Source organism: Amycolatopsis sp. NPDC003861 (assembly GCF_053605405.1).
Genome location: NZ_JBSGJD010000062.1, coordinates 22,480 through 40,184 on the forward strand (window position 1 = coordinate 22,480; position 17,705 = coordinate 40,184).

Sequence of the window (17,705 nt, forward strand, 5' to 3'; positions counted from 1 at the left end):
CGCAGGCCGTCCCCGGGATCAGCTGCCGATGCCGGTCATCGACCGGACTTCCATCTCCGCCTGCTTCTCCGCGTCCGCCTTCGGCCGGCCCACCAGCGTCCCGACGAAGCCGCAGAGGAACGAGAACGGGATCGACACCAGGCCCGGGTTCTTCAGCGGGAACCAGGCGAAGTCAATGCCCTTGAAGATCGAGTCCGGGGCACCCGAAACGACCGGCGAGAACAGCACCAGCAGCAGGCACGCGATCAGGCCGCCGTACATGCCCCACAGCGTGCCGGCGGTGTTGAACCTCTTCCAGAACAACGAATACAGCAGTGTCGAGAGGTTGGCCGACGCTGCCACCGCGAACGCCAGCGCCACCAGGAACGCGACGTTCTGCCCGTTCGCCAGCACCCCGCCGACGATGGCCAGCGCGCCGACCGCGATCGCGGTCATCCGGGCCACCCGGACCTCGTCGGCCGGTTCGGCCTTGCCGCGCTTGAAGATGTTCGCGTAGACGTCGTGGGCGAACGAGGCCGACGCGGTGATCGTCAGCCCGGCCACCACCGCGAGGATCGTCGCGAACGCCACCGCGGCGATCACGCCCAGCAGCAGCGTCCCGCCGATGTGCAGGGCGAGCAGCGGTGCCGCCGAGTTCTCCCCGCCCGGGGCGCTCTTGATCTCGTCCGAGCCGACCAGCGCGGCCGCGCCGAAGCCGATCACCAGCGTGCAGACGTAGAAGATGAGCATGCAGACCGTCGCCCAGACGACCGAGCGGCGCGCTTCCAGGGAGTTCGGCACGGTGTAGAAGCGCATCAAGAGGTGGGGGAGCGAAGACAGGCCGAGCACCAGGGCCAGCGCGAGCGACACGAAGTCGAGCTTGGTGGTGTCGTCCTTGCCGTAGGAGCCGCCCGGTTCGAGCAGGTGCTCGCCCAGCGGGCTCTTCTCGGTTGCGGCCGACAGCAGGTTCGAGAAGTCGAAGCCGTACTTGCCGAACAGGAACACCGCCATCAGCACCACGGCGAGCATCAGCACGCCGGCCTTGATGATCTGCACCCACGTGGTGCCCTTCATGCCGCCGACCAGCACGTAGACGACCATGACCAGGCCGACCACGCCGATCACCAGCGCCTGCCCGAGCCGGGTGTGGATGTCGAGCAGCAGGGCGACCAGGCCGCCGGCGCCCGCCATCTGCGCCAGCATGTAGAACAGCGAGATCACCAGCGTCGACGTCGCCGCCGCGGCCCGGACCGGGCGCTGGTTCATCCGGAAGCTGATGACGTCGCCCATCGTGAACCGGCCGGTGTTGCGCAGCAGCTCGGCGATCAGCAGCAGGTCGACCAGCCAGGCGACCAGGAAGCCGATGGAGTAGAGGAAGCCGTCGTAGCCGTGGACGGCGATCGCGCCCGCGATGCCGAGGAACGACGCCGCCGAGAGGAAGTCGCCGGAGAGCGCGATGCCGTTCTGGCGGCCGGTGAAGGCGCTGCCGGCGGCGTAGTAGTCCGACGTCGAGGAGTTCCGGCTGCCGGCCCGGTAGACGACGTACAGCGTGATCGCCACGAAGAGGGCGAACACCACCGTGTTGACGACGGGGTCGCTGGCGGTCAGGCCGCCCGCCGCGAGCGCGGTCATCGGCGCTTCCCTTCCGCCAGGCCCGCGCGGGCCCGCAGTTCGGCGACTCGAGGGTCGAGCCGGCGGCGCGCGTAGCGCAGGTAGAGCCAGGTGATCAGCGCGGTGCTGACGAACTGGCCGAGGCCGAGCAGGATGGCCACGTTGACCTGGCCGAACACCTTGCGGCTCATGAAGTCGTGCGCGTACGCGGCCAGCAGCACGTACGTCATGTACCAGGCGAAGAAGGCGAAGCTCAGCGGGAAGACGAACCAGCGGAACCGGCGGCGCAGCGAGACGAACTCGGGGCTGGCCTGGATCGCGGTGTAGTCGGGGCCCGAGGGGGCGGCGGACCGGCGGGGCAGGCCCCCGGCGGGGTCGGGCCCGGCGGGCAGGACCGGGATCCGGCTCGTCTCCTCGAGGGCGTTGCCCGGCGTGGGCCGCGCTACGTCGTACATGGGTGCCTCCGGCAGGTGCCTCCGTGGCGGCGGGCCCCGGGCGCCTGCGAGCAGGGCGCCGGGCCGCCCTTGCGGACTGCGAGGGCACATCGTAACTACGCCATCCGGCGGTAGGTGAAGGCGCCCGGACCGTCCGGTCGGTCCGGACGGCGGTATTCGTTTTCCTCTCGATCGCGTCGAATGGGTGACCGGGGAGAACGCACCGCGGAGAACGTCCGCAATGCCGAAAAGAATTGTGACGGGACGTTGTCGAGGACCTAGCGGACTGCGGCAAACGGGGGAATGACGCTGGTCGTCTCGCCGAGCTGGTCACTGAAAGTAGCCGGATCGCGGGCTTGATCCTGCTCGCGGGTGTCTTCCGATGTGGGAGCGGCGGCGAAGATCCACTGGTCAGCGTAGGGTTCCGAAAGAAATCACCAGGTCGGGGCCGGGGAACGCGCAACGCCACAACATCGGGCACATCTTGAGACTTGACCCACCCGTTGGTGGTACGCAGTGTAGATCGACCGAGGGATGCTGCTACCCTGCCTGGGCTAATCGGGTGACGGCCGGATGCGAGGGGCCCACAGTCCGGTAACCGGAATTCCCTCTTCGGGGAACGGTGGCACGGAATGTCCACGCCGGTGGTCGGTCGTGAAAGCACTTTTCGCAGGTCAGCGCCCGAACGGGGAACACAATTGACCGGCAGGACTCCGGGGGTACGATTCTTTGGCCCAGCTGACCGCAGCGATCGATTGGCACCGATAAAGTTGATCTCGATCACCGTGCACAACGCAACTTGCGACATGCACGTGCAGAGTCCCGGGCACGGGATGCGGTGCCGGCCCGGTGACGGGCGCGCGGACGGCGGGGCGGCCGGGGACGAGCGAGGGCGCCGGGGAAGCGGCAGGGCAGGGGCGGCACGGCCGGCCGGACGCCCGTCGCGATCCGGGACGCCGCGCCGCCGACGCGGATCCATGACGCCGGACAGGGAGTCACTCACGTGACCGTTGCAGGAGAAGGTCAGGTGCCCGTCGGGGAACTGCTCGGCCGAGCGCCCCGGCGGTCGAAGGGCAAGGCCGTGTGGCGCGCGCTGGTGCAGTGGCGCGACTGGAGCCTGCCCGTCAAGCTTTCGGCCGTCACGGTCGTGCCCATCGTCCTCGCGCTCGTCCTGGGCGTCGCGACGATCGCCGCGCAGGTCGGCCGCTCGGACGAGTACCAGCGGCTCGACCGGCTCGTCGCGCTCGGCGGCGGGGTGCGCAGCCTGACCGCCGCCCTCCAGCAGGAGCGCACGGTCACCGCGGCGATGCTGACCGAGGGCACCGTCGGCGGCACCCCCGAACTGGCCGCCGCGCGCAAGGCGACCGACGCCGCGACCGGCCCGTTCACCGCGGAGCAGGCCCGCGCGTCCGAAGCCGAGCCCGGTGTCTCCGGGGCCGCGGGCACGGCGTCCGCCCAGGTCGGCAACCTCGCCTTTCTGCGCCGCCAGGTCGACGGCGGCCAGCTCGACCCCGGCCAGGCCATCACGGCGTACTCCGCGCTCACCGGGTCGCTGATCAGCCTCGACACCGCGGCCACCGCGGGCGCCGGCGACGGCACCCTCGGCGGCCTGCCCGCCGGGCTGCACGAACTGCTGGTCGCCGGCGAGCAGGTGTCGCTCAGCCAGGCGCTCGTCTCCTACGGCATCGGCCGGGTCGGGCTGACGCCGAGCGAACTGGCCACCCTGCGCGCCGCCGAGCTGCGGCTGGCCGACCGGCTCGTCGACTTCCGTTCCGCGGCGGGCGACACGCTGCAGCGCGACTTCGCGGCGATCGCCGAGGGCACCCAGGCGCAGAACCGGGCCCGGATGGTCGAGACGGTGCTGAACGCGCAGAGCGGCCAGGTGGACGACGCGTTCCGCGCGCTGCCGGCCGCGGACTGGACCACCGCGTCGGCGGCGATGCGCACGCAGATCGGCTCGATCTCCGACCGGCTCGGCGGGTCGGCCTCGCAGACCGCGGCGGACCTGGTCGACCAGGCCAGCAGCGGCGCCGGGCTGCTCGCGGTGCTGCTGTTCGCCGCGATGGTGCTGGCCGTCGCGGTCGTCTTCCTCATCACCCGGCAGCTGCTGCGCTCGCTGAAGGTGCTGCGCCGCAGCGCCCTCGACGTCGCCGAGACGGCGCTGCCGGAAGCGGTCCGCAACATCCAGGAGGGCCGCGCGCAGGGCACCGACGTCCGGCCGGTCCCGGTGCACACCGACGACGAGGTCGGCGAGGTGGCGCGGGCCTTCGACAAGGTGCACCACCAGGCGCTGCGGCTGGCGACCGAGCAGGCCGCGATGCGCACCGGCTACGGCAGTGTGTTCGTCAACCTGTCGCGGCGCAGCCAGAGCCTGGTGCAGCGGCAGCTGCAGCTGATCGAGCAGCTCGAGCGGGACGAGGAGGACGCCGACCAGCTGGCGACACTGTTCCAGCTCGACCACCTCGCCACCCGGATGCGGCGCAACAACGAGAACCTGATGGTGCTCTCCGGCGCCGAGCCGGGCCGCCGGTCCGGGAAGCCGGTCGGCACCACCGACATGCTGCGCGCGGCGGTGTCGGAGATCGAGCAGTACCAGCGCGTCCAGGTGCAGCCGCCGCCCCCGGCCCGGATCGTCGGCTACGCGGCGAGCGACCTGATGCGCCTGGTCGCCGAGCTGCTGGACAACGCCACGGCGTTCTCCGCGCCGGAAACCTCGGTCACCGTGGCCTCGCGGCTGGGCGAGAACGGCTCGCTCGAGATCGACATCCTCGACAAGGGCATCGGTATGAACGAGGCCGAGGTCGCCGAGGCCAACACCCGGCTGACCGAGGCCGGGTCGGTCGACCTGGTGACGTCGCGCCGGATGGGCCTGTTCGTCGTCGGCCGGCTGGCCAGCAGGCACCGGATCGGGGTGTCGCTGCACGGCGGCAAGGACATCGTCGGCGTCCGCGCCACCGTCGTCGTCCCGGCGGAGCTGGTGATGCCGGTGACCGACGGCCCGGTGACCGGCCCGATCGGCGCCCTGCAGCAGCACCCGGCGAGCCCGGCGGCGGGCAACCAGCTGCCGCGCCGCCCGGTCAACGGCGCGAACCGCCCGCGGCCGGTGGTCCCGCAGCAGCCGGCGATGGGCGAGGAGCGGTGGCCGTCGGCGAGCGACCTCGCCGGGCTGTCCGGCGGGCGGCCGCCGTCGGACCTGGAGATCTCCGGGACGGCCCTGTTCGCCCCGATCGAGAAGGACGGCGACGTCCCGCCGCAGCGCCCGGCCCTCCCGCCGGTGCCCGCGGTGCTGCCGCTGCCGCCGCAGCCGCCCCGGGCCGACGACCTGCCGGCGGGCAAGGACCTGTTCACGGCCAACGAGACGACGCTCAGCGACTGGTGGCAGGAGGCGACGGCGGGCTCGGAACCGCCCCCGCCCGCCCCGGCCCCGGTTACGGACCGGTCCGAGACGACGCCGATCTTCGACGAGATGCTGTCGGCCTGGTTCCGCGAGGACAAGCCGCCCGCGGAGGAGGAACCGGCGGCGGCTGCGTCGGAGGACGTGCCGCCGGAGGAGCGCCGCAGCTGGGACTTCGCGAGCGACGAGAACTTCCGCACGGTCCAGGAGCGCACGAAGGCCGAGCCGACGGCGTTCACGGAAGCTGGCCTCCCGCGCCGCCGCCGCGGCGAGCAGCTGCTCCCGGGAAGTGCAACGCCGCAGTCCCCGGCGGCCACCCCCAAGCCGGCCCCCCGCCCGGACCTCCCGGTCCGCGACCCGGCCGACGTCCGCGGCCGGTTGAGCAGCTTCCAGCAGGGCGTGACCCGCGGCCGCCGCCAGGCCGCGGCCCAGCGCCCCGGCATCGGCCAGCGCGGCCCGGTGCAGCAGCAGCCGGCGGAGGGCTCGCCGGTGCCGGGCCTCGGCACGGCCCAGGACGCAGCGGAGGCCGCGGGTGTCCAGCCCGCGGCGCCTGGCGGACAGCCGCAGCCCGAGGTTGAGCAGGGTGCGGGGTCGGCGCAGCAGGCGGCCGGGCTGGGTGCGGGTTCGGTGCAGCAGGTGGCCGGGCCGGGCCAGCAGGCGGCGGGTTCGGCGGCCGCGCAGGGTTCGGCGCAGCAGGTGGCCGGGTCGGGCCAGCAGGTGGCCGGTTCGGCGGCCGCGGAAGGTTCGGCGCCGGCGGCCGGGCTGGGTGCGGGGTCGGCGCAGCCGGAGGCCGGGCCGGACCAGCAGGTGGCAGGTTCCGCGCAGGCTCCGGAGGCGGTCGGGCAGCCAGTTCCCGACTCAGCGGCGAACTCAACCGACGCGGGCCAGCCCGGCGCCGCCGGTCAAACCGCCCCGCAGCCGGGCCGGCCCGCGACACCGCCGGCCGCCGCAGCACCGTCGGCCGGGGCGCCGGAACCGAGACTGCAAGGCGACATCTTCGCGACCGGCACCCAGCCGCCCACCGAAGAGCCGCCGGCGACCTCGGGCCCCCTGCCGCAACCCACCCCCAAGCCGGCCCTCCCGCAGCCGAGCCGGCCCGCGAAGCCGGGTGCGCTCCCGCAGCGGTCCGTTCCCCTCCCGCAGCCCGGCAACCGGCACCCCGGCGTCTTCCAGGAGTCCGGGCAGCTGCCGGTCGCCAACGGCCGTCCCGCCGTTCCGCCCGCCTCGCTGCCCAGCCGGAAGGCGCCGGAGACCCCCGCTCCGCGCCACGAAGAGACCGCCGTCGAAGCCACCGCCGAGTGGAACTTCGGCACCGATGACGGCTGGCGCGCGGTGCAAGCGGTGTCCCAGTCGACACCCTCCACCTTCACTTCGGCAGGATTGCCCCGGCGCCGTCGCGGGGAGCAGCTGCTTCCGGGCAGCGCCGGACCGTCCACCGGGGCCACGGCCCCCCGACCACAACGGGACGCACACGACGTGCGCGGCCGCCTGCGGAGCTTCCAGCAGGGCATCGAGCGCGGACGCCACCGCACCGCACAGGCGGCCGAGAACAACCACGAGACCTTGGAGGGTGAATGACCTCGCCGAGTAGCGCTCAGCCGACGCAGAACCAGTTCGGCTGGCTGGTCAACGACTTCGCGGAGCGGGTGCCCGGCGTGGCCCACGCCGTGGTCGTCTCGGCGGACGGCTTGCTGCTGACCGCGTCGAACCGGCTCCCGCTCGACCGGGCCGATCAGCTCGCCGCCGTCGCGTCCGGCCTGGTCAGCCTCACCCAGGGCGCCGCCCGGTGCTTCGAAGCCGGCGCGGTCAACGAGACCGTCGTCGAGATGGAGCTCGGGATCATGGTGCTGATGTCGATCAGCGACGGGTCCTGCCTCGCCGTCCTCGCCGCCCCCAACTGCGACATCGGCCAGGTCGCCTACGAGATGACCATGCTCGTCGACCGCGTCGGCCAGATCCTCACCCCGGAGCTGCGCGCCCAGCTTCAGGGCTCCGGGGGGTCGCTGATCGGCGAACCGGTGGGATGATGGCGCGATGAGCACGGGGTCCGGATTCAACGGCGAACCACCCGACGGGCGCAGCCCCGCCGGGCGTGGGGACGACGGCACGTTCGCCGACGTCCTCAACGGGTTCACGCTGGATTCCGGCCGTGCCCGCCGGAAGCGCAAAAAGAGCAAGGAGTCCCCGCAACCCCCGGCCGCCGGTGCGCACGCGGCCGCGGATCCGCCGGCGTCCGCGCCGTCGGCCGACCAAGGAGATCGTGTGACCTCTTTAGTCTCGCCACCCGGCAGTACCGACGGGGACAGCCCCAGACCAGGCGGTTTGTTCGATCCCGGGCCGCCGAGCGGCGAATTCGTCATGCCCGCGGTGTTCGAGCAGCCGCCCGCGCCCGAGGAACTGACGGCCATCGTCCGGCCCTACGCGCTGACCGGCGGCCGCACCAAGGCCAATTACGCCCTGGAGCTGGAGACACTGATCTCTGCGAAGGACTACGCTGCCACCGGTGGCTTCCCCGAAGTGGCCGCGGAGCAGATCGAGTGCATCTCGATCATGGAAGAGTGCCGGACCCCCCGTTCGGTCGCCGAGATCGTTTCGGCGCTGCGGGTGCCTCTGGGGGTGGCCCGGGTGCTGATCAGCGACGCGGCCGACGCGGGGCTGGTCACGGTGCACAAGACGATTACGGGCAATGACGGCGCCGAGGCACATCTGGTGTTGATGGAAAGGGTTTTGAGTGGACTCCGTCGGCTATAAGGCACCGCGGGACACCGCGCCCCCGACCATGACATCGGCCAAGATCGTGGTGGCCGGCGGCTTCGGCGCGGGGAAGACGACCTTCGTCGGGTCGGTGTCGGAGATCGTGCCGCTGACCACCGAGGCGATGATGACCGACGCCAGCGTGGGCGTCGACAACCTCGACCACACGCCGGGCAAGTCGACGACGACGGTGGCGATGGACTTCGGCCGCGTGTCGCTGGACGCGGACCTGATCCTCTACCTGTTCGGCACGCCCGGGCAGCAGCGGTTCTGGTTCATGTGGGACGACCTGGTCCGCGGCGCCATCGGCGCGGTGGTGCTGGCCGACACGCGCCGGCTGGCCGACTCGTTCGCGCCGATCGACTTCTTCGAGGACCGCGGGCTGCCGTACATCGTCGGCATCAACACGTTCGACGGCGTGCTGGAGCACGACATCAACGACGTCCGCGAGGCCCTGTCGATCGACCCGAACATCCCGATCGTCCGCTGTGACGCCCGGGACCGCGAGTCGACCAAACAGACGCTGATCACGCTGGTCGAGTACGCCATGCGGCAGTGGATCGCGCTGCGGGCGGCCAACGCGCGCTGAGGCCGGCGGGGCCCGGGTGAGTGCCCGGGCCCGGCGCCGCTCACGCGCGGCGGTAGCGCAGCAGCACGACCTCGTCGTCGAACATGCGCGACTGCGCCAGGGTGAGGCCGAGCCGCGCGGTGCTCTCGGCGAACGGCCGCTTGCCGCCGCCGAGAACGACCGGGTGCACGAAGATCTGGTACTCGTCGATCAGGCCACGCGCGGTGAGCTCGGCGGCGAGGTCCGCGCCGCCCATGAGCAGCAGGTCCCCGCCGGGCTCGGCCTTCAGGGACCCGACCGCTTCGGTGAGGTCGCCGCCGACGACCCGGGTGTTCCAGTCCGCCTTCTCCAGCGTCCGCGAGAAGACGACCTTCGGCGTCTCCCGCCATACGGGCGCGAAGGCGAGGTCGTGCGGGTCGTCCGAGATCGACTCGGCGGCCGGCCAGTGCGCGGACATCATGTCCCAGACCTTCCGCCCGTAGGCGAACTCACCGCAGCGCGAGCTCAGCCCCCGCGAGTAGGCGGACAGCTCGGGGCCCATGACGGGCCAGTCGAACTCGCCGTTCGGGCCCTCGACGCAGCCGTCGAGCGAAGTGTGGACCATGTAGACGATCTCGCGCATTTCCCTCTCCTCCTGGTGGGTCTGACGGGAGGAGGTCGGAGTCGCGGACGCGGACCGGACACGGGCGCGGAAGTTTTTGATTCCCGTCGTGGCGGTGCCTCTTCGAGCTTGGTCGCCTGCGCGGTGACGCCCCGCTGCCGGGGTTGGTTCTCCGGATCACCCACTTCCCCCAGGTCACCGCGAGCAACGCGGGCCGAAAGCGGCTCGCGATCCGAGTCCTTCAGTAGTCGTCGTGCCGCCACCAGGAGGCGGCGTCGCCGCGACGGGCCCCGCCGCCCGGTTCGAGCTTCCCGCGTCGCCCGGCTTGGTCGCGGCGGCGCCCCGCTGCCCGGTTCGGTCCTCCGGAGCACCCACTTCCCCCAAGGCCAACCCGGGCTGGAAGTGGCTCGCCGTCCGAGCGCTTCAGTACTCGTCGTGGCGCCGCCACCAGGAGCCGGGGCCGTCGTCGCCGCGGCTCTCCTCCTCCCAGGCCTCCTGGCGGCCGAGCGGCGTCACATCCAGGTACCGGTGCGACGCGAGGAACATCTCGCCGCCCCGGCCGCTGGTGAAGTACGTCCGGTACACCTCGTCGCCATCACGCAGGAACACGCTCACGCCGAAGCCCCGTCCGACGCCGCAGTCCTCGGTGAAGTCGCTGCCGTGCGCGGACACCCACGGCACGTCCCAGCCCATCCGGGTCTGGTACCGCTCGATCTCCGCCAGGGTCGCCGGCGCCACGACCTTCAGCGTCACGTCGCGGGCGTGCAGGTGGGCCAGGTGCGGCAGGTTGTCGACGACCAGTGAGCAGCCGGGGCAGCCTGCCTCGTCGCCCGGGTGCAGCATGAAGTGGTAGACGATCAGCTGACGGCGCCCGTCGAACAGGTCGAGCAGGCTCTGCTCCCCCGACGCCGACTCGAACGCGTACGGCTTGGTGAAGGGCACCATCGGCAGCCGCCGGCGTTCGGCGGCGAGGCGGTCCGCCGCCTTCATGAGCTCCTTCTCCTTGACGAGCAGCGCGTCGCGCGCGGTCTGCCAGTCCTCCGGCGAGACGATCCGGGGCAGGGTGGCGGTCATCGGGCGTCCTTTCTGCGGATGAAGCCGGTCAGGTCCTCGAAGCTGGAGGTCCAGCCCTCGTCGTGGCCGTCGCGGTCGGCGGTGGTCGGGAAGCCGGCCTGGACGAACGTCATCTCGGTCTTGCCGCCGAGGTCGGCGAAGCCGATCGTCACGAGCGTCTCGGTGCGCAGGTCGCCTTCGGTGTCCCAGGCGAAGGTGAACACGAGCCGCTCGGGGGCGGTGATCTCGCGGTAGACGCCGTGCATCCAGTGCTCGTCGCCCTCGGGGGAGCGGATGCACGCCCGCCAGGCGCCGCCCGGCCGGGTGGCGAGGGTGACGGCGGAGCCGGTGTAGCCGTGCGGGCCGAGCCAGCTCGCCAGCTGGTCCGGGTCGGTCCACGCGGCGAAGACCAGCTCGCGCGGGGCGTCGAACACGCGCGTGATGGTGAGGTCAGGCATCGCCGGTCAGCCTCCTCAGGTGGTCCTCGAGGCGGTCGAACCCGCCCTCCCAGAACCGGCGGTAGGTCGCGACCCAGTCGGCCACGTCCTCCAGAGGTTTGGCCTCCAGGCGACAGGGCCGCCACTGACGGGTGCGGCCCCGGGTGATCAGCCCGGCCTCCTCGAGCACCTTGAGGTGCCGGGACACCGCGGGCAGGGTCATCGGGAGCGGCTCGGCGAGCTCGTTCACCGTCGCCTCGCCGGCCGAGAGGCGCGCGAGGATGGCGCGCCGGGTCGGATCGGCGAGAGCCGAGAACGTCCGGCTCAGCGTGTCGGTCATTTCACCATCCTGTTAATTAACGGACTCGTTAAATATAGGCCCGAGCTCGCGGAAGTCAAGCTTCTCGCGGGGTGCCGTGAGAGCCGCGTCACTGGTCCTCGGGTTTCCAATAGTAGGAAGCCAAAGTATTTTGGAGGGATGAGCAGCGAGCTGTACCGCCCCGGGCACCCCGTCCGCTTCGTGACCGCGTCGAGCCTCTTCGACGGCCACGACGCGTCGATCAACATCATGCGGCGGATCCTGCAGTCCCAGGGCGCGGAGGTGGTCCACCTCGGCCACAACCGGTCGGTCGACGAGGTCGCCACCGCGGCCATCGCCGAGGACGTCCAGGGGGTCGCCATCTCCGCCTACCAGGGCGGGCACGTCGAGTACTTCTCCTACCTGGTCGAACTCCTCCGCGAGCGCGGCGCGGGCCACATCAAGGTCTTCGGCGGCGGGGGCGGGGTGATCGTGCGCGAGGAGATCGAGCTGCTCCACTCGCGCGGCGTCGCCCGCATCTTCTCGCCCGAAGACGGCTACGAGATGGGCCTGCCGGGCATGATCAACATGATGATCAAGGCCTGCGACGTCGACCTCGCGGCCGAAGCGCCCGCGCTGGACAAGGTGCTCTCCGGGGACGTCGCCGCGCTTTCGCGGGCCATCACCCAGCTGCAGGCCGAGAAGCTGCCGGGTGACCTGCTGAGCGGCATCACCGAGGCCGCGGGCAAGCGCGAGGTCCCGGTGCTCGGCATCACCGGCACCGGCGGCTCGGGCAAGTCGTCGCTCACCGACGAGCTGATCCGCCGCTTCCGCCTCGACCAGGAGGACAAGCTGCGGATCGCGGTGCTCGCCGTCGACCCGTCGCGGCGCAAGGGCGGCGGCGCGCTGCTCGGCGACCGCATCCGGATGAACTGCCTCGACGGCTCCCCGGTGTACTTCCGCTCGCTGGCCACGCGCACGACGTCGGGGGAGATCCCGGCCGGCCTCAGCGAGTCGATCCTGGCCTGCAAGGCCGCCGGCTTCGACCTGGTGATCGTCGAGACGCCGGGCATCGGCCAGGGCGACGCCGGCATCGTCGACTTCGTGGACGAGTCGCTGTACGTGATGACGCCGGAGTTCGGCGCCGCGTCGCAGCTGGAGAAGATCGACATGCTCGACTTCGCCGACGTCGTCGCGATCAACAAGTTCGAGCGCCGCGGCGCCGAGGACGCCCGCCGCGACGTCGCGCGCCAGCTCGTGCGCAACCGCGAGGCCTTCTCGGAAGGCCCGGAGGACATGCCGGTGTACGGCACGAGCGCGGCGAAGTTCAACGACGACGGCGTCACCGCGCTCTACCAGCACCTGCGCGGGCTGCTCGCCGAGCGGGGCCTCGGCGTGTCCGCGGGCACGCTGCCGCTGGTCGAGGGCAAGGTTTCGACCGACGCGTCGACGATCATCCCGGGCAACCGGGCCCGGTACCTGGCCGAGATCTCCGAGACCGTGCGCGGCTACCACGCGAAGACGCAAGCGCAGGTCGCGGCGATCCGCAAGCACGAGGCCCTCTCGACCGCGCGTGCGGAATTGGCGAAGGTGGACGCGTCGGCCGACGCGCTGGACGGCCTCCTCGCCGCCGCCGAGTCCGATGTGGACGGCGAGTCGGCAAAGCTCCTCGCGCGGTTCCGCGAGCTGGCCGAGGAGTACCGCCAGGACGAGCTGGTCGTCAAGATCCGCGACAAGGAGCTGCGCACGCAGCTGTGGCGCGACACGCTGTCGGGCAACCGGATCCCGCGCGTCGCCCTGCCGCGGTACGCCGAGTCCGGCGAGCTGCTGTCGTTCCTGCGCCGCGAGAACCTGCCGGGCTACTTCCCCTACACCGCGGGCGTTTTCCCGTTCAAGCGGGACGGCGAGGACCCGGCGCGGATGTTCGCCGGCGAGGGTGACGCCTTCCGCACCAACCGCCGCTTCAAGCTGCTGTCGGCCGACTCGGAAGCCAAGCGGCTCTCGACGGCGTTCGACTCCGTGACGCTCTACGGCCACGACCCCGGCACGCGTCCCGACATCTACGGCAAGGTCGGCACGTCGGGCGTGTCCATCGCGACCCTCGACGACATGAAGGTCCTCTACGACGGCTTCGACCTGACCGCGCCGAACACGTCGGTGTCGATGACCATCAACGGCCCGGCGCCGACGATCCTCGCGTTCTTCCTCAACACCGCGATCGACCAGAAGGTCGAGGCGTTCCGGGCCGAGCACGGGCGCGAGCCGTCCGACGCCGAGGCCGCCGAGCTGCGCGAGTGGGTGCTGAAGAACGTCCGCGGCACGGTGCAGGCCGACATCCTCAAGGAGGACCAGGGTCAGAACACCTGCATCTTCTCCACCGAGTTCAGCCTCCGGATGATGGCCGACATCCAGGAGTGGTTCATCGACCACGGCGTCCGCAACTTCTACTCGGTGTCGATTTCGGGCTACCACATCGCCGAGGCCGGGGCGAACCCGATCTCGCAGCTGGCGTTCACGCTGTCCAACGTCTACACCTACGTCGAGTCGTACCTCGCGCGCGGCATGGACATCGACGACTTCGCGCCGAACCTGTCGTTCTTCTTCTCCAACGGCATGGACGCGGAGTACTCGGTGCTCGGCCGGGTGGCGCGCCGGATCTGGGCGGTGGCGATGCGCGAGCGCTACGGCGCGAACGAGCGCTCGCAGAAGCTGAAGTACCACGTGCAGACGTCCGGCCGGTCGCTGCACGCGCAGGAGATGAGCTTCAACGACATCCGCACGACGCTGCAGGCGCTGTGCGCGCTGTACGACAACGCGAACTCCTTGCACACCAACGCGTTCGACGAGGCGATCACGACGCCGTCGGAGTCGTCGGTGCGCCGCGCGATGGCCATCCAGATGATCATCAACAAGGAGTGGGGCCTGTCGAAGAACGAGAACCCGCTGCAGGGTTCGTTCGTCATCGACGAGCTGACCGACCTGGTCGAGGAGGCCGTGCTGGCCGAGTTCGACCGCATTTCCGAGCGCGGCGGCGTGCTGGGCGCGATGGAGACGGGCTACCAGCGCGGCAAGATCCAGGACGAGTCGATTCTCTACGAGCGCAAGAAGCACGACGGCTCGCTGCCGATCATCGGCGTCAACACGTTCCGCAACCCGCGTTCGGGGGAGGACGAGGTCGAGGTGGAACTGGCGCGGGCGACCGAGGACGAGAAGAAGTCCCAGCTCGACCGCCTCGCGGACTTCCAGCGCCGCAACCACGAGGACGCCGAGCAGGCGTTGAAGGCCCTGCGCGAGGCGGCCACCCGCGGCGGCAACCTGTTCGGGGTGCTGATGGACGCCGCGCGGGTGTGCTCGCTGGGCCAGATCACGGAAGCGTTCTTCGAGGTGGGTGGCCAGTACCGGCGGAACGTCTAGCGGCGCCAGAAGGTCGGCCGCCACCAGTAGAGCGTTCCGGGGGCGGTCGGCCACGGCGCCAGGGCGACGCCCTGGGGCTCGAAGTGGTCGACGGCGGGGTCGATGGGCCGCCAGCCCTCGTCGAGCGGTTCGTCCGGGGCGGCCGCGCGCACGATCCCGGTGAAGCGGTACTCCATCGCGCCCATCTCGGCGTAGGCGCGCTGGGCATCGATCAGCGACAGGGAGTTCGCGCCGCCCGGCAGGTCCGGCCACCGCAGCTGGAGGTCGTCGTCCTCCCAGAAGCACACCGGGCAGATGTCGTAGCTGCCGGAAGGTCTTTCGAACGTGCGGTGCCCGCAGCACGGGCACGGGTATTCGGCCGGGGTGTCCACGAGTGATCACTCTGGACACCCCGGCCGTCGCGGGTCAACTCGATCGGCGGACCGCCTTCAGCTGCCACACCGGGACCAGGACCCGACCGTCGGCGTCGGTACCCAGCCGCGCCAGCCGGCCGGGGTCCTGGTCCAGCACCACCCGGACGCTCTCCCGCAGCTCCTCCGGCGTCATCGACGTCGTGTACAGGGTCGGCTCGAGGCGCTCGATCGTCCAATCGCGACCGACCGTCTCCCGCAGGTCGGCCTCGCTGATCAGGTACGGCGCCGGGAAGCCGTCCGGGATCTCCGGCGAGAAAGCGAACAGGTGCAGCGTCGCGCCCGGCCGCGTCGCGCGGGTCAGCGCCGCGAGGTACGCGCGCCGCTCGTCCTCGCTCAGGCAGTGGTACAACGCGCTGTCGAGGACCGTGTCGAACCGGCCTTCGTAGCCTTGGAGCTCGGTCGCGTCGGCCACCGCGAACGTGACGCCCGGCGCGCGCTTGCGGGCCTGCTCGATCGCCGAAGGAGCGCCGTCGAGGCCGGTGACCCGCAGGCCGCGCGAGGCGAGGAACGCGGAGTTGTCGCCCAGGCCGCACCCGATGTCGAGCACTTCGCCGGTGAACTCGCCGGCGTCGGCCAGCGCGACGACCGCCGGCTGGGGCGCGCCGAGGTCCCACGGCATCTTGCGGCCCATCGGCGTCGAGCCTTGGTACAGCTCTTCGAAGTCGACGTCCTGTACGTCCATGGCCACCCCTTTATTCAACGTATGATGAGATCACTTCATCCTGCACCCGCTGTCAACCCGGTGGTAGTCCTGGAGACATGAAATTCGGGATCTCGACGTTCGTGACCGACGAGGGCATCCGCCCCGACGTCCTCGGTGCCGCCCTCGAAGAACGCGGCTTCGACTCGCTGTTCCTCGCCGAGCACTCGCACATCCCGGTGAGCCGGGAAACCCCGTACCCGGGCGGGGGCGACCTGCCGCGCGTCTATTACCGCACCCTCGACCCCTTCGTGGCGCTGACCGCCGCGGCGACCGCGACGTCGGAGCTGCTGCTCGGCACCGGGATCGCCCTGCTGATCCAGCGCGACCTGATCCACACGGCCAAGGAGGTCGCGTCGCTGGACCTGATCTCCGACGGCCGCGCGCTGTTCGGCGTCGGCGTCGGCTGGAACCGGGAGGAGATGCGCAACCACGGCACGGACCCGAAGACGCGCGGCGCGCTGATCGACGAGCAGCTGGCCGCGCTCAAGGAGATCTGGACGAAGGACGAAGCCGAGTTCCACGGCGAGCACGTCGACCTCGACCCGATCTTCAGCTGGCCGAAGCCGGTGCAGAAACCGCACGTCCCGATCTACATCGGCGGCGAGAGCGAAGCCGCCCTGAACCGCCTGGCCAAGTACGGCGACGGCTGGCTCCTGCGCGGCTACACGAAGTACCAGGAGGCCCAGCGCGTCCGCGGCTGGCTGGCGGACCAGGGCCGCGAGGACGTCCAGTTCGCGGTCTTCGGCGGCCCGACGACGCCGAAGGTGATCGACGGCTTCCGCGAGGCCGGCGTCGAGCGGTACACGTTCCTGCTGGACACGCTGCCGGAGGCGGAGACGCTCAAGGCGCTCGACGAGCTGGCGGAGGTGGCCGCCGCCCACCGCTGACGCCCGGCCACGGGCCCAGCTCCGGGAGGTCGCCGGCGAGGCCGTCGCCGGCGGTCCGTCCCGTGCTGGCCGGCTTGCCGTCGCGGTAGTCGACGGGCTGGTCCCGGTCGCGGACCCGGGCCCAGGCGTCCTCCAGGCGGACGGAGTGCTGCAGCAGAGCTCGCCGGTGCTCGCCGGCGGTGCGCTTCGGCGACCGCCGCGACCGGGATCACTTGTCCAATAGCAGGTGCACCGACAGTTCGAGGCGGTTCGCGACGTCGGCCGCCGACGCGCGGCGGGTCACCCAGGCGACCAGGTTCGCCATCCAGACGTCCGCGACGACGTGGAAGATGTCGCGGTCCGCCTCGGCCGGCTCGGCGATGCCCATCGCCTTGGCGAACATGTTCTCCATCAGCCGCCCGACCTGCTCGACCTCGGCCGCGGCGGAGGTGTCGGCGAACATGAACGCGCGCACCATCGCCTCGGTCAGGTGCGGGTCGCGCTGCATCATGCGCGTGTTGCGGCCGAGCACGAACATCAGCCGCTCGGCGGGCGTGTCGCCGGGGATGGCCTGGCGCTCCAGCTTCTCCTGCGCGCGCTCGAACTCGCGGGCCAGGCCGGAGACGAGCAGGTGGATCTTCGAGGGGAAGTACCGGTAGAGCGTGCCGAGGGCGACGTCGGCCTTCTCGGCGACGGCCCGCATCTGGACGGCGTCGTAGCCGCCCTTCGACGCGAGCGCGAGGGTGGCGTCGATGATCCGGCGGCGGCGGTCGCGCTGGGCGGCCGAGCCGAGTTCGTCGGCCCCGATCGCGCTCAGGCCGTTGCCGCGGGCCTTGGTCTTGCCTGGCATCGGCATTCCCCCGTCCTTCGGAACTTGTTCCAGTTCACGACGTAGATTACCTGTCCTGGCGAACCTCGCGACAATTGACCCACTGGCCGAAAAACTATAACACGTTCTACACTCGCGAGTAGTTTGCCGATCCCGCGAGGAGGCCCCATGCCGGTCGCGCTCACCGAGGAACAGGCCGCGCTGGCCGAGGCGATCCGCGCCTGGTCCGCGGCGCACCACCCGCGGGAGGCGGTGCGCGCCGCGGAGACCGGCTCCGGCGCGGGCATCCCGGCCGGCTTCGCCGCGCTCGGCCTGCTCGGTGTCGCGCTGCCCGCGGCGGCCGGCGGGGCC

16 protein-coding genes are annotated in these 17,705 nt (G+C 71.3%); 7 read left to right on the forward strand and 9 right to left on the reverse strand.

Features of this window, described 5'->3' with window-relative positions:
- Window positions 1-18: 18 nt before the first annotated feature.
- Both ACWEVN_RS17810 and ACWEVN_RS17815 read right to left on the reverse strand, forming a co-directional pair.
- Window positions 19-1,611, reverse strand: coding sequence for a solute symporter family protein (locus ACWEVN_RS17810; protein ID WP_449683152.1), 1,593 nt, complete (start codon window positions 1,609-1,611; stop codon window positions 19-21).
- Window positions 1,608-2,045, reverse strand: a complete 438-nt coding sequence (locus tag ACWEVN_RS17815; RefSeq protein WP_449683151.1) for a DUF485 domain-containing protein — start codon at window positions 2,043-2,045, stop codon at window positions 1,608-1,610. Before ACWEVN_RS17815 ends, ACWEVN_RS17810 begins: the two co-directional genes overlap by 4 nt.
- Window positions 2,046-3,051: 1,006 nt before the next feature.
- Here ACWEVN_RS17815 and ACWEVN_RS17820 point away from each other — a divergent pair.
- Genes ACWEVN_RS17820 through ACWEVN_RS17835 form a run of 4 tightly spaced genes read left to right on the forward strand, consistent with a single transcriptional unit; the run spans window position 3,052 to window position 8,761 of the window.
- On the forward strand, window positions 3,052-6,996 hold the full coding sequence (locus tag ACWEVN_RS17820) for a nitrate- and nitrite sensing domain-containing protein (RefSeq protein ID WP_452051952.1): 3,945 nt from the start codon (window positions 3,052-3,054) through the stop codon (window positions 6,994-6,996).
- Complete coding sequence (locus ACWEVN_RS17825) at window positions 6,993-7,445, forward strand: roadblock/LC7 domain-containing protein (protein ID WP_004561253.1); 453 nt, start codon at window positions 6,993-6,995, stop codon at window positions 7,443-7,445. Before ACWEVN_RS17820 ends, ACWEVN_RS17825 begins: the two co-directional genes overlap by 4 nt.
- Window positions 7,446-7,452: 7 nt before the next feature.
- The gene (locus ACWEVN_RS17830) at window positions 7,453-8,169 is read left to right on the forward strand and encodes a DUF742 domain-containing protein (RefSeq protein ID WP_449683150.1); all 717 of its coding nucleotides are present in this window, start codon (window positions 7,453-7,455) and stop codon (window positions 8,167-8,169) included.
- On the forward strand, window positions 8,150-8,761 hold the full coding sequence (locus ACWEVN_RS17835) for a GTP-binding protein (protein ID WP_033261921.1): 612 nt from the start codon (window positions 8,150-8,152) through the stop codon (window positions 8,759-8,761). The genes ACWEVN_RS17830 and ACWEVN_RS17835 overlap by 20 nt, the downstream gene beginning before the upstream one ends.
- A gap of 40 nt (window positions 8,762-8,801) precedes the next feature.
- Here ACWEVN_RS17835 and ACWEVN_RS17840 read toward each other — a convergent pair whose 3' ends face one another.
- The 4 genes from ACWEVN_RS17840 to ACWEVN_RS17855 form a co-directional block, all read right to left on the reverse strand.
- Window positions 8,802-9,362 (reverse strand): dihydrofolate reductase family protein, encoded by a 561-nt coding sequence (locus ACWEVN_RS17840; protein ID WP_452051946.1) that lies wholly within the window; start codon window positions 9,360-9,362, stop codon window positions 8,802-8,804.
- 402 nt (window positions 9,363-9,764) lie between these two features.
- Entirely contained in the window at window positions 9,765-10,415 is a 651-nt protein-coding gene (locus ACWEVN_RS17845; RefSeq protein WP_452051947.1) for a DUF899 domain-containing protein, read from the reverse strand.
- Window positions 10,412-10,852 (reverse strand): SRPBCC domain-containing protein, encoded by a 441-nt coding sequence (locus ACWEVN_RS17850; protein WP_449683147.1) that lies wholly within the window; start codon window positions 10,850-10,852, stop codon window positions 10,412-10,414. The genes ACWEVN_RS17845 and ACWEVN_RS17850 overlap by 4 nt, the downstream gene beginning before the upstream one ends.
- The gene (locus tag ACWEVN_RS17855) at window positions 10,845-11,171 is read right to left on the reverse strand and encodes an ArsR/SmtB family transcription factor (RefSeq protein WP_310974788.1); all 327 of its coding nucleotides are present in this window, start codon (window positions 11,169-11,171) and stop codon (window positions 10,845-10,847) included. The genes ACWEVN_RS17850 and ACWEVN_RS17855 overlap by 8 nt, the downstream gene beginning before the upstream one ends.
- A 138-nt stretch (window positions 11,172-11,309) precedes the next feature.
- Between ACWEVN_RS17855 and icmF the strand changes: the two genes are divergently transcribed.
- Window positions 11,310-14,543 (forward strand): fused isobutyryl-CoA mutase/GTPase IcmF, encoded by a 3,234-nt coding sequence (gene icmF, locus ACWEVN_RS17860; RefSeq protein ID WP_452051948.1) that lies wholly within the window; start codon window positions 11,310-11,312, stop codon window positions 14,541-14,543.
- On the opposite strand, the gene ACWEVN_RS17865 is transcribed toward icmF, so the two are convergent.
- Window positions 14,540-14,914: a CPCC family cysteine-rich protein gene (locus ACWEVN_RS17865; protein WP_449683145.1), complete on the reverse strand. Its 375-nt coding sequence runs from the start codon at window positions 14,912-14,914 to the stop codon at window positions 14,540-14,542. The two genes, icmF and ACWEVN_RS17865, sit on opposite strands and share 4 nt — an antisense overlap.
- Before the next feature lie 34 nt (window positions 14,915-14,948).
- A complete protein-coding gene (locus tag ACWEVN_RS17870; RefSeq protein WP_452051949.1) occupies window positions 14,949-15,638 on the reverse strand; it encodes a class I SAM-dependent methyltransferase in 690 nt (229 codons plus the stop codon).
- 77 nt (window positions 15,639-15,715) lie between these two features.
- Here ACWEVN_RS17870 and ACWEVN_RS17875 point away from each other — a divergent pair, with 77 nt between their 5' ends.
- A complete protein-coding gene (locus tag ACWEVN_RS17875; protein WP_449683143.1) occupies window positions 15,716-16,546 on the forward strand; it encodes an LLM class F420-dependent oxidoreductase in 831 nt (276 codons plus the stop codon).
- Window positions 16,547-16,754: 208 nt separating this feature from the next.
- On the opposite strand, the gene kstR is transcribed toward ACWEVN_RS17875, so the two are convergent.
- Window positions 16,755-17,381 carry a cholesterol catabolism transcriptional regulator KstR gene (kstR, locus tag ACWEVN_RS17880; RefSeq protein ID WP_103342918.1) on the reverse strand — a complete coding sequence of 209 codons (627 nt, stop codon included), beginning with the start codon at window positions 17,379-17,381 and terminating at the stop codon, window positions 16,755-16,757.
- Window positions 17,382-17,522: 141 nt separating this feature from the next.
- On the opposite strand from kstR, the gene ACWEVN_RS17885 reads away from it, so the two are divergent.
- Window positions 17,523-17,705, forward strand: a 183-nt coding sequence (locus tag ACWEVN_RS17885; RefSeq protein ID WP_452051950.1) for a hypothetical protein, incomplete at its 3' end; no start/stop codon positions are given.

Excerpts from the sequence above, each read along its gene's own strand:
- ACWEVN_RS17830 (WP_449683150.1), top strand. The coding sequence starts at position 7,453 with ATGAGCACGGGGTCCGGATTCAACGGCGAACCACCCGACGGGCGCAGC.
- ACWEVN_RS17875 (WP_449683143.1), top strand. The coding sequence starts at position 15,716 with ATGAAATTCGGGATCTCGACGTTCGTGACCGACGAGGGCATCCGCCCC.
- ACWEVN_RS17850 (WP_449683147.1), bottom strand. The coding sequence starts at position 10,852 with ATGCCTGACCTCACCATCACGCGCGTGTTCGACGCCCCGCGCGAGCTG.
- ACWEVN_RS17810 (WP_449683152.1), bottom strand. The coding sequence starts at position 1,611 with ATGACCGCGCTCGCGGCGGGCGGCCTGACCGCCAGCGACCCCGTCGTC.
- kstR (WP_103342918.1), bottom strand. The coding sequence starts at position 17,381 with ATGCCGATGCCAGGCAAGACCAAGGCCCGCGGCAACGGCCTGAGCGCG.
- ACWEVN_RS17855 (WP_310974788.1), bottom strand. The coding sequence starts at position 11,171 with ATGACCGACACGCTGAGCCGGACGTTCTCGGCTCTCGCCGATCCGACC.
- icmF (WP_452051948.1), top strand. The coding sequence starts at position 11,310 with ATGAGCAGCGAGCTGTACCGCCCCGGGCACCCCGTCCGCTTCGTGACC.
- ACWEVN_RS17845 (WP_452051947.1), bottom strand. The coding sequence starts at position 10,415 with ATGACCGCCACCCTGCCCCGGATCGTCTCGCCGGAGGACTGGCAGACC.
- ACWEVN_RS17840 (WP_452051946.1), bottom strand. The coding sequence starts at position 9,362 with ATGCGCGAGATCGTCTACATGGTCCACACTTCGCTCGACGGCTGCGTC.
- ACWEVN_RS17825 (WP_004561253.1), top strand. The coding sequence starts at position 6,993 with ATGACCTCGCCGAGTAGCGCTCAGCCGACGCAGAACCAGTTCGGCTGG.
- ACWEVN_RS17815 (WP_449683151.1), bottom strand. The coding sequence starts at position 2,045 with ATGTACGACGTAGCGCGGCCCACGCCGGGCAACGCCCTCGAGGAGACG.
- ACWEVN_RS17870 (WP_452051949.1), bottom strand. The coding sequence starts at position 15,638 with ATGGACGTACAGGACGTCGACTTCGAAGAGCTGTACCAAGGCTCGACG.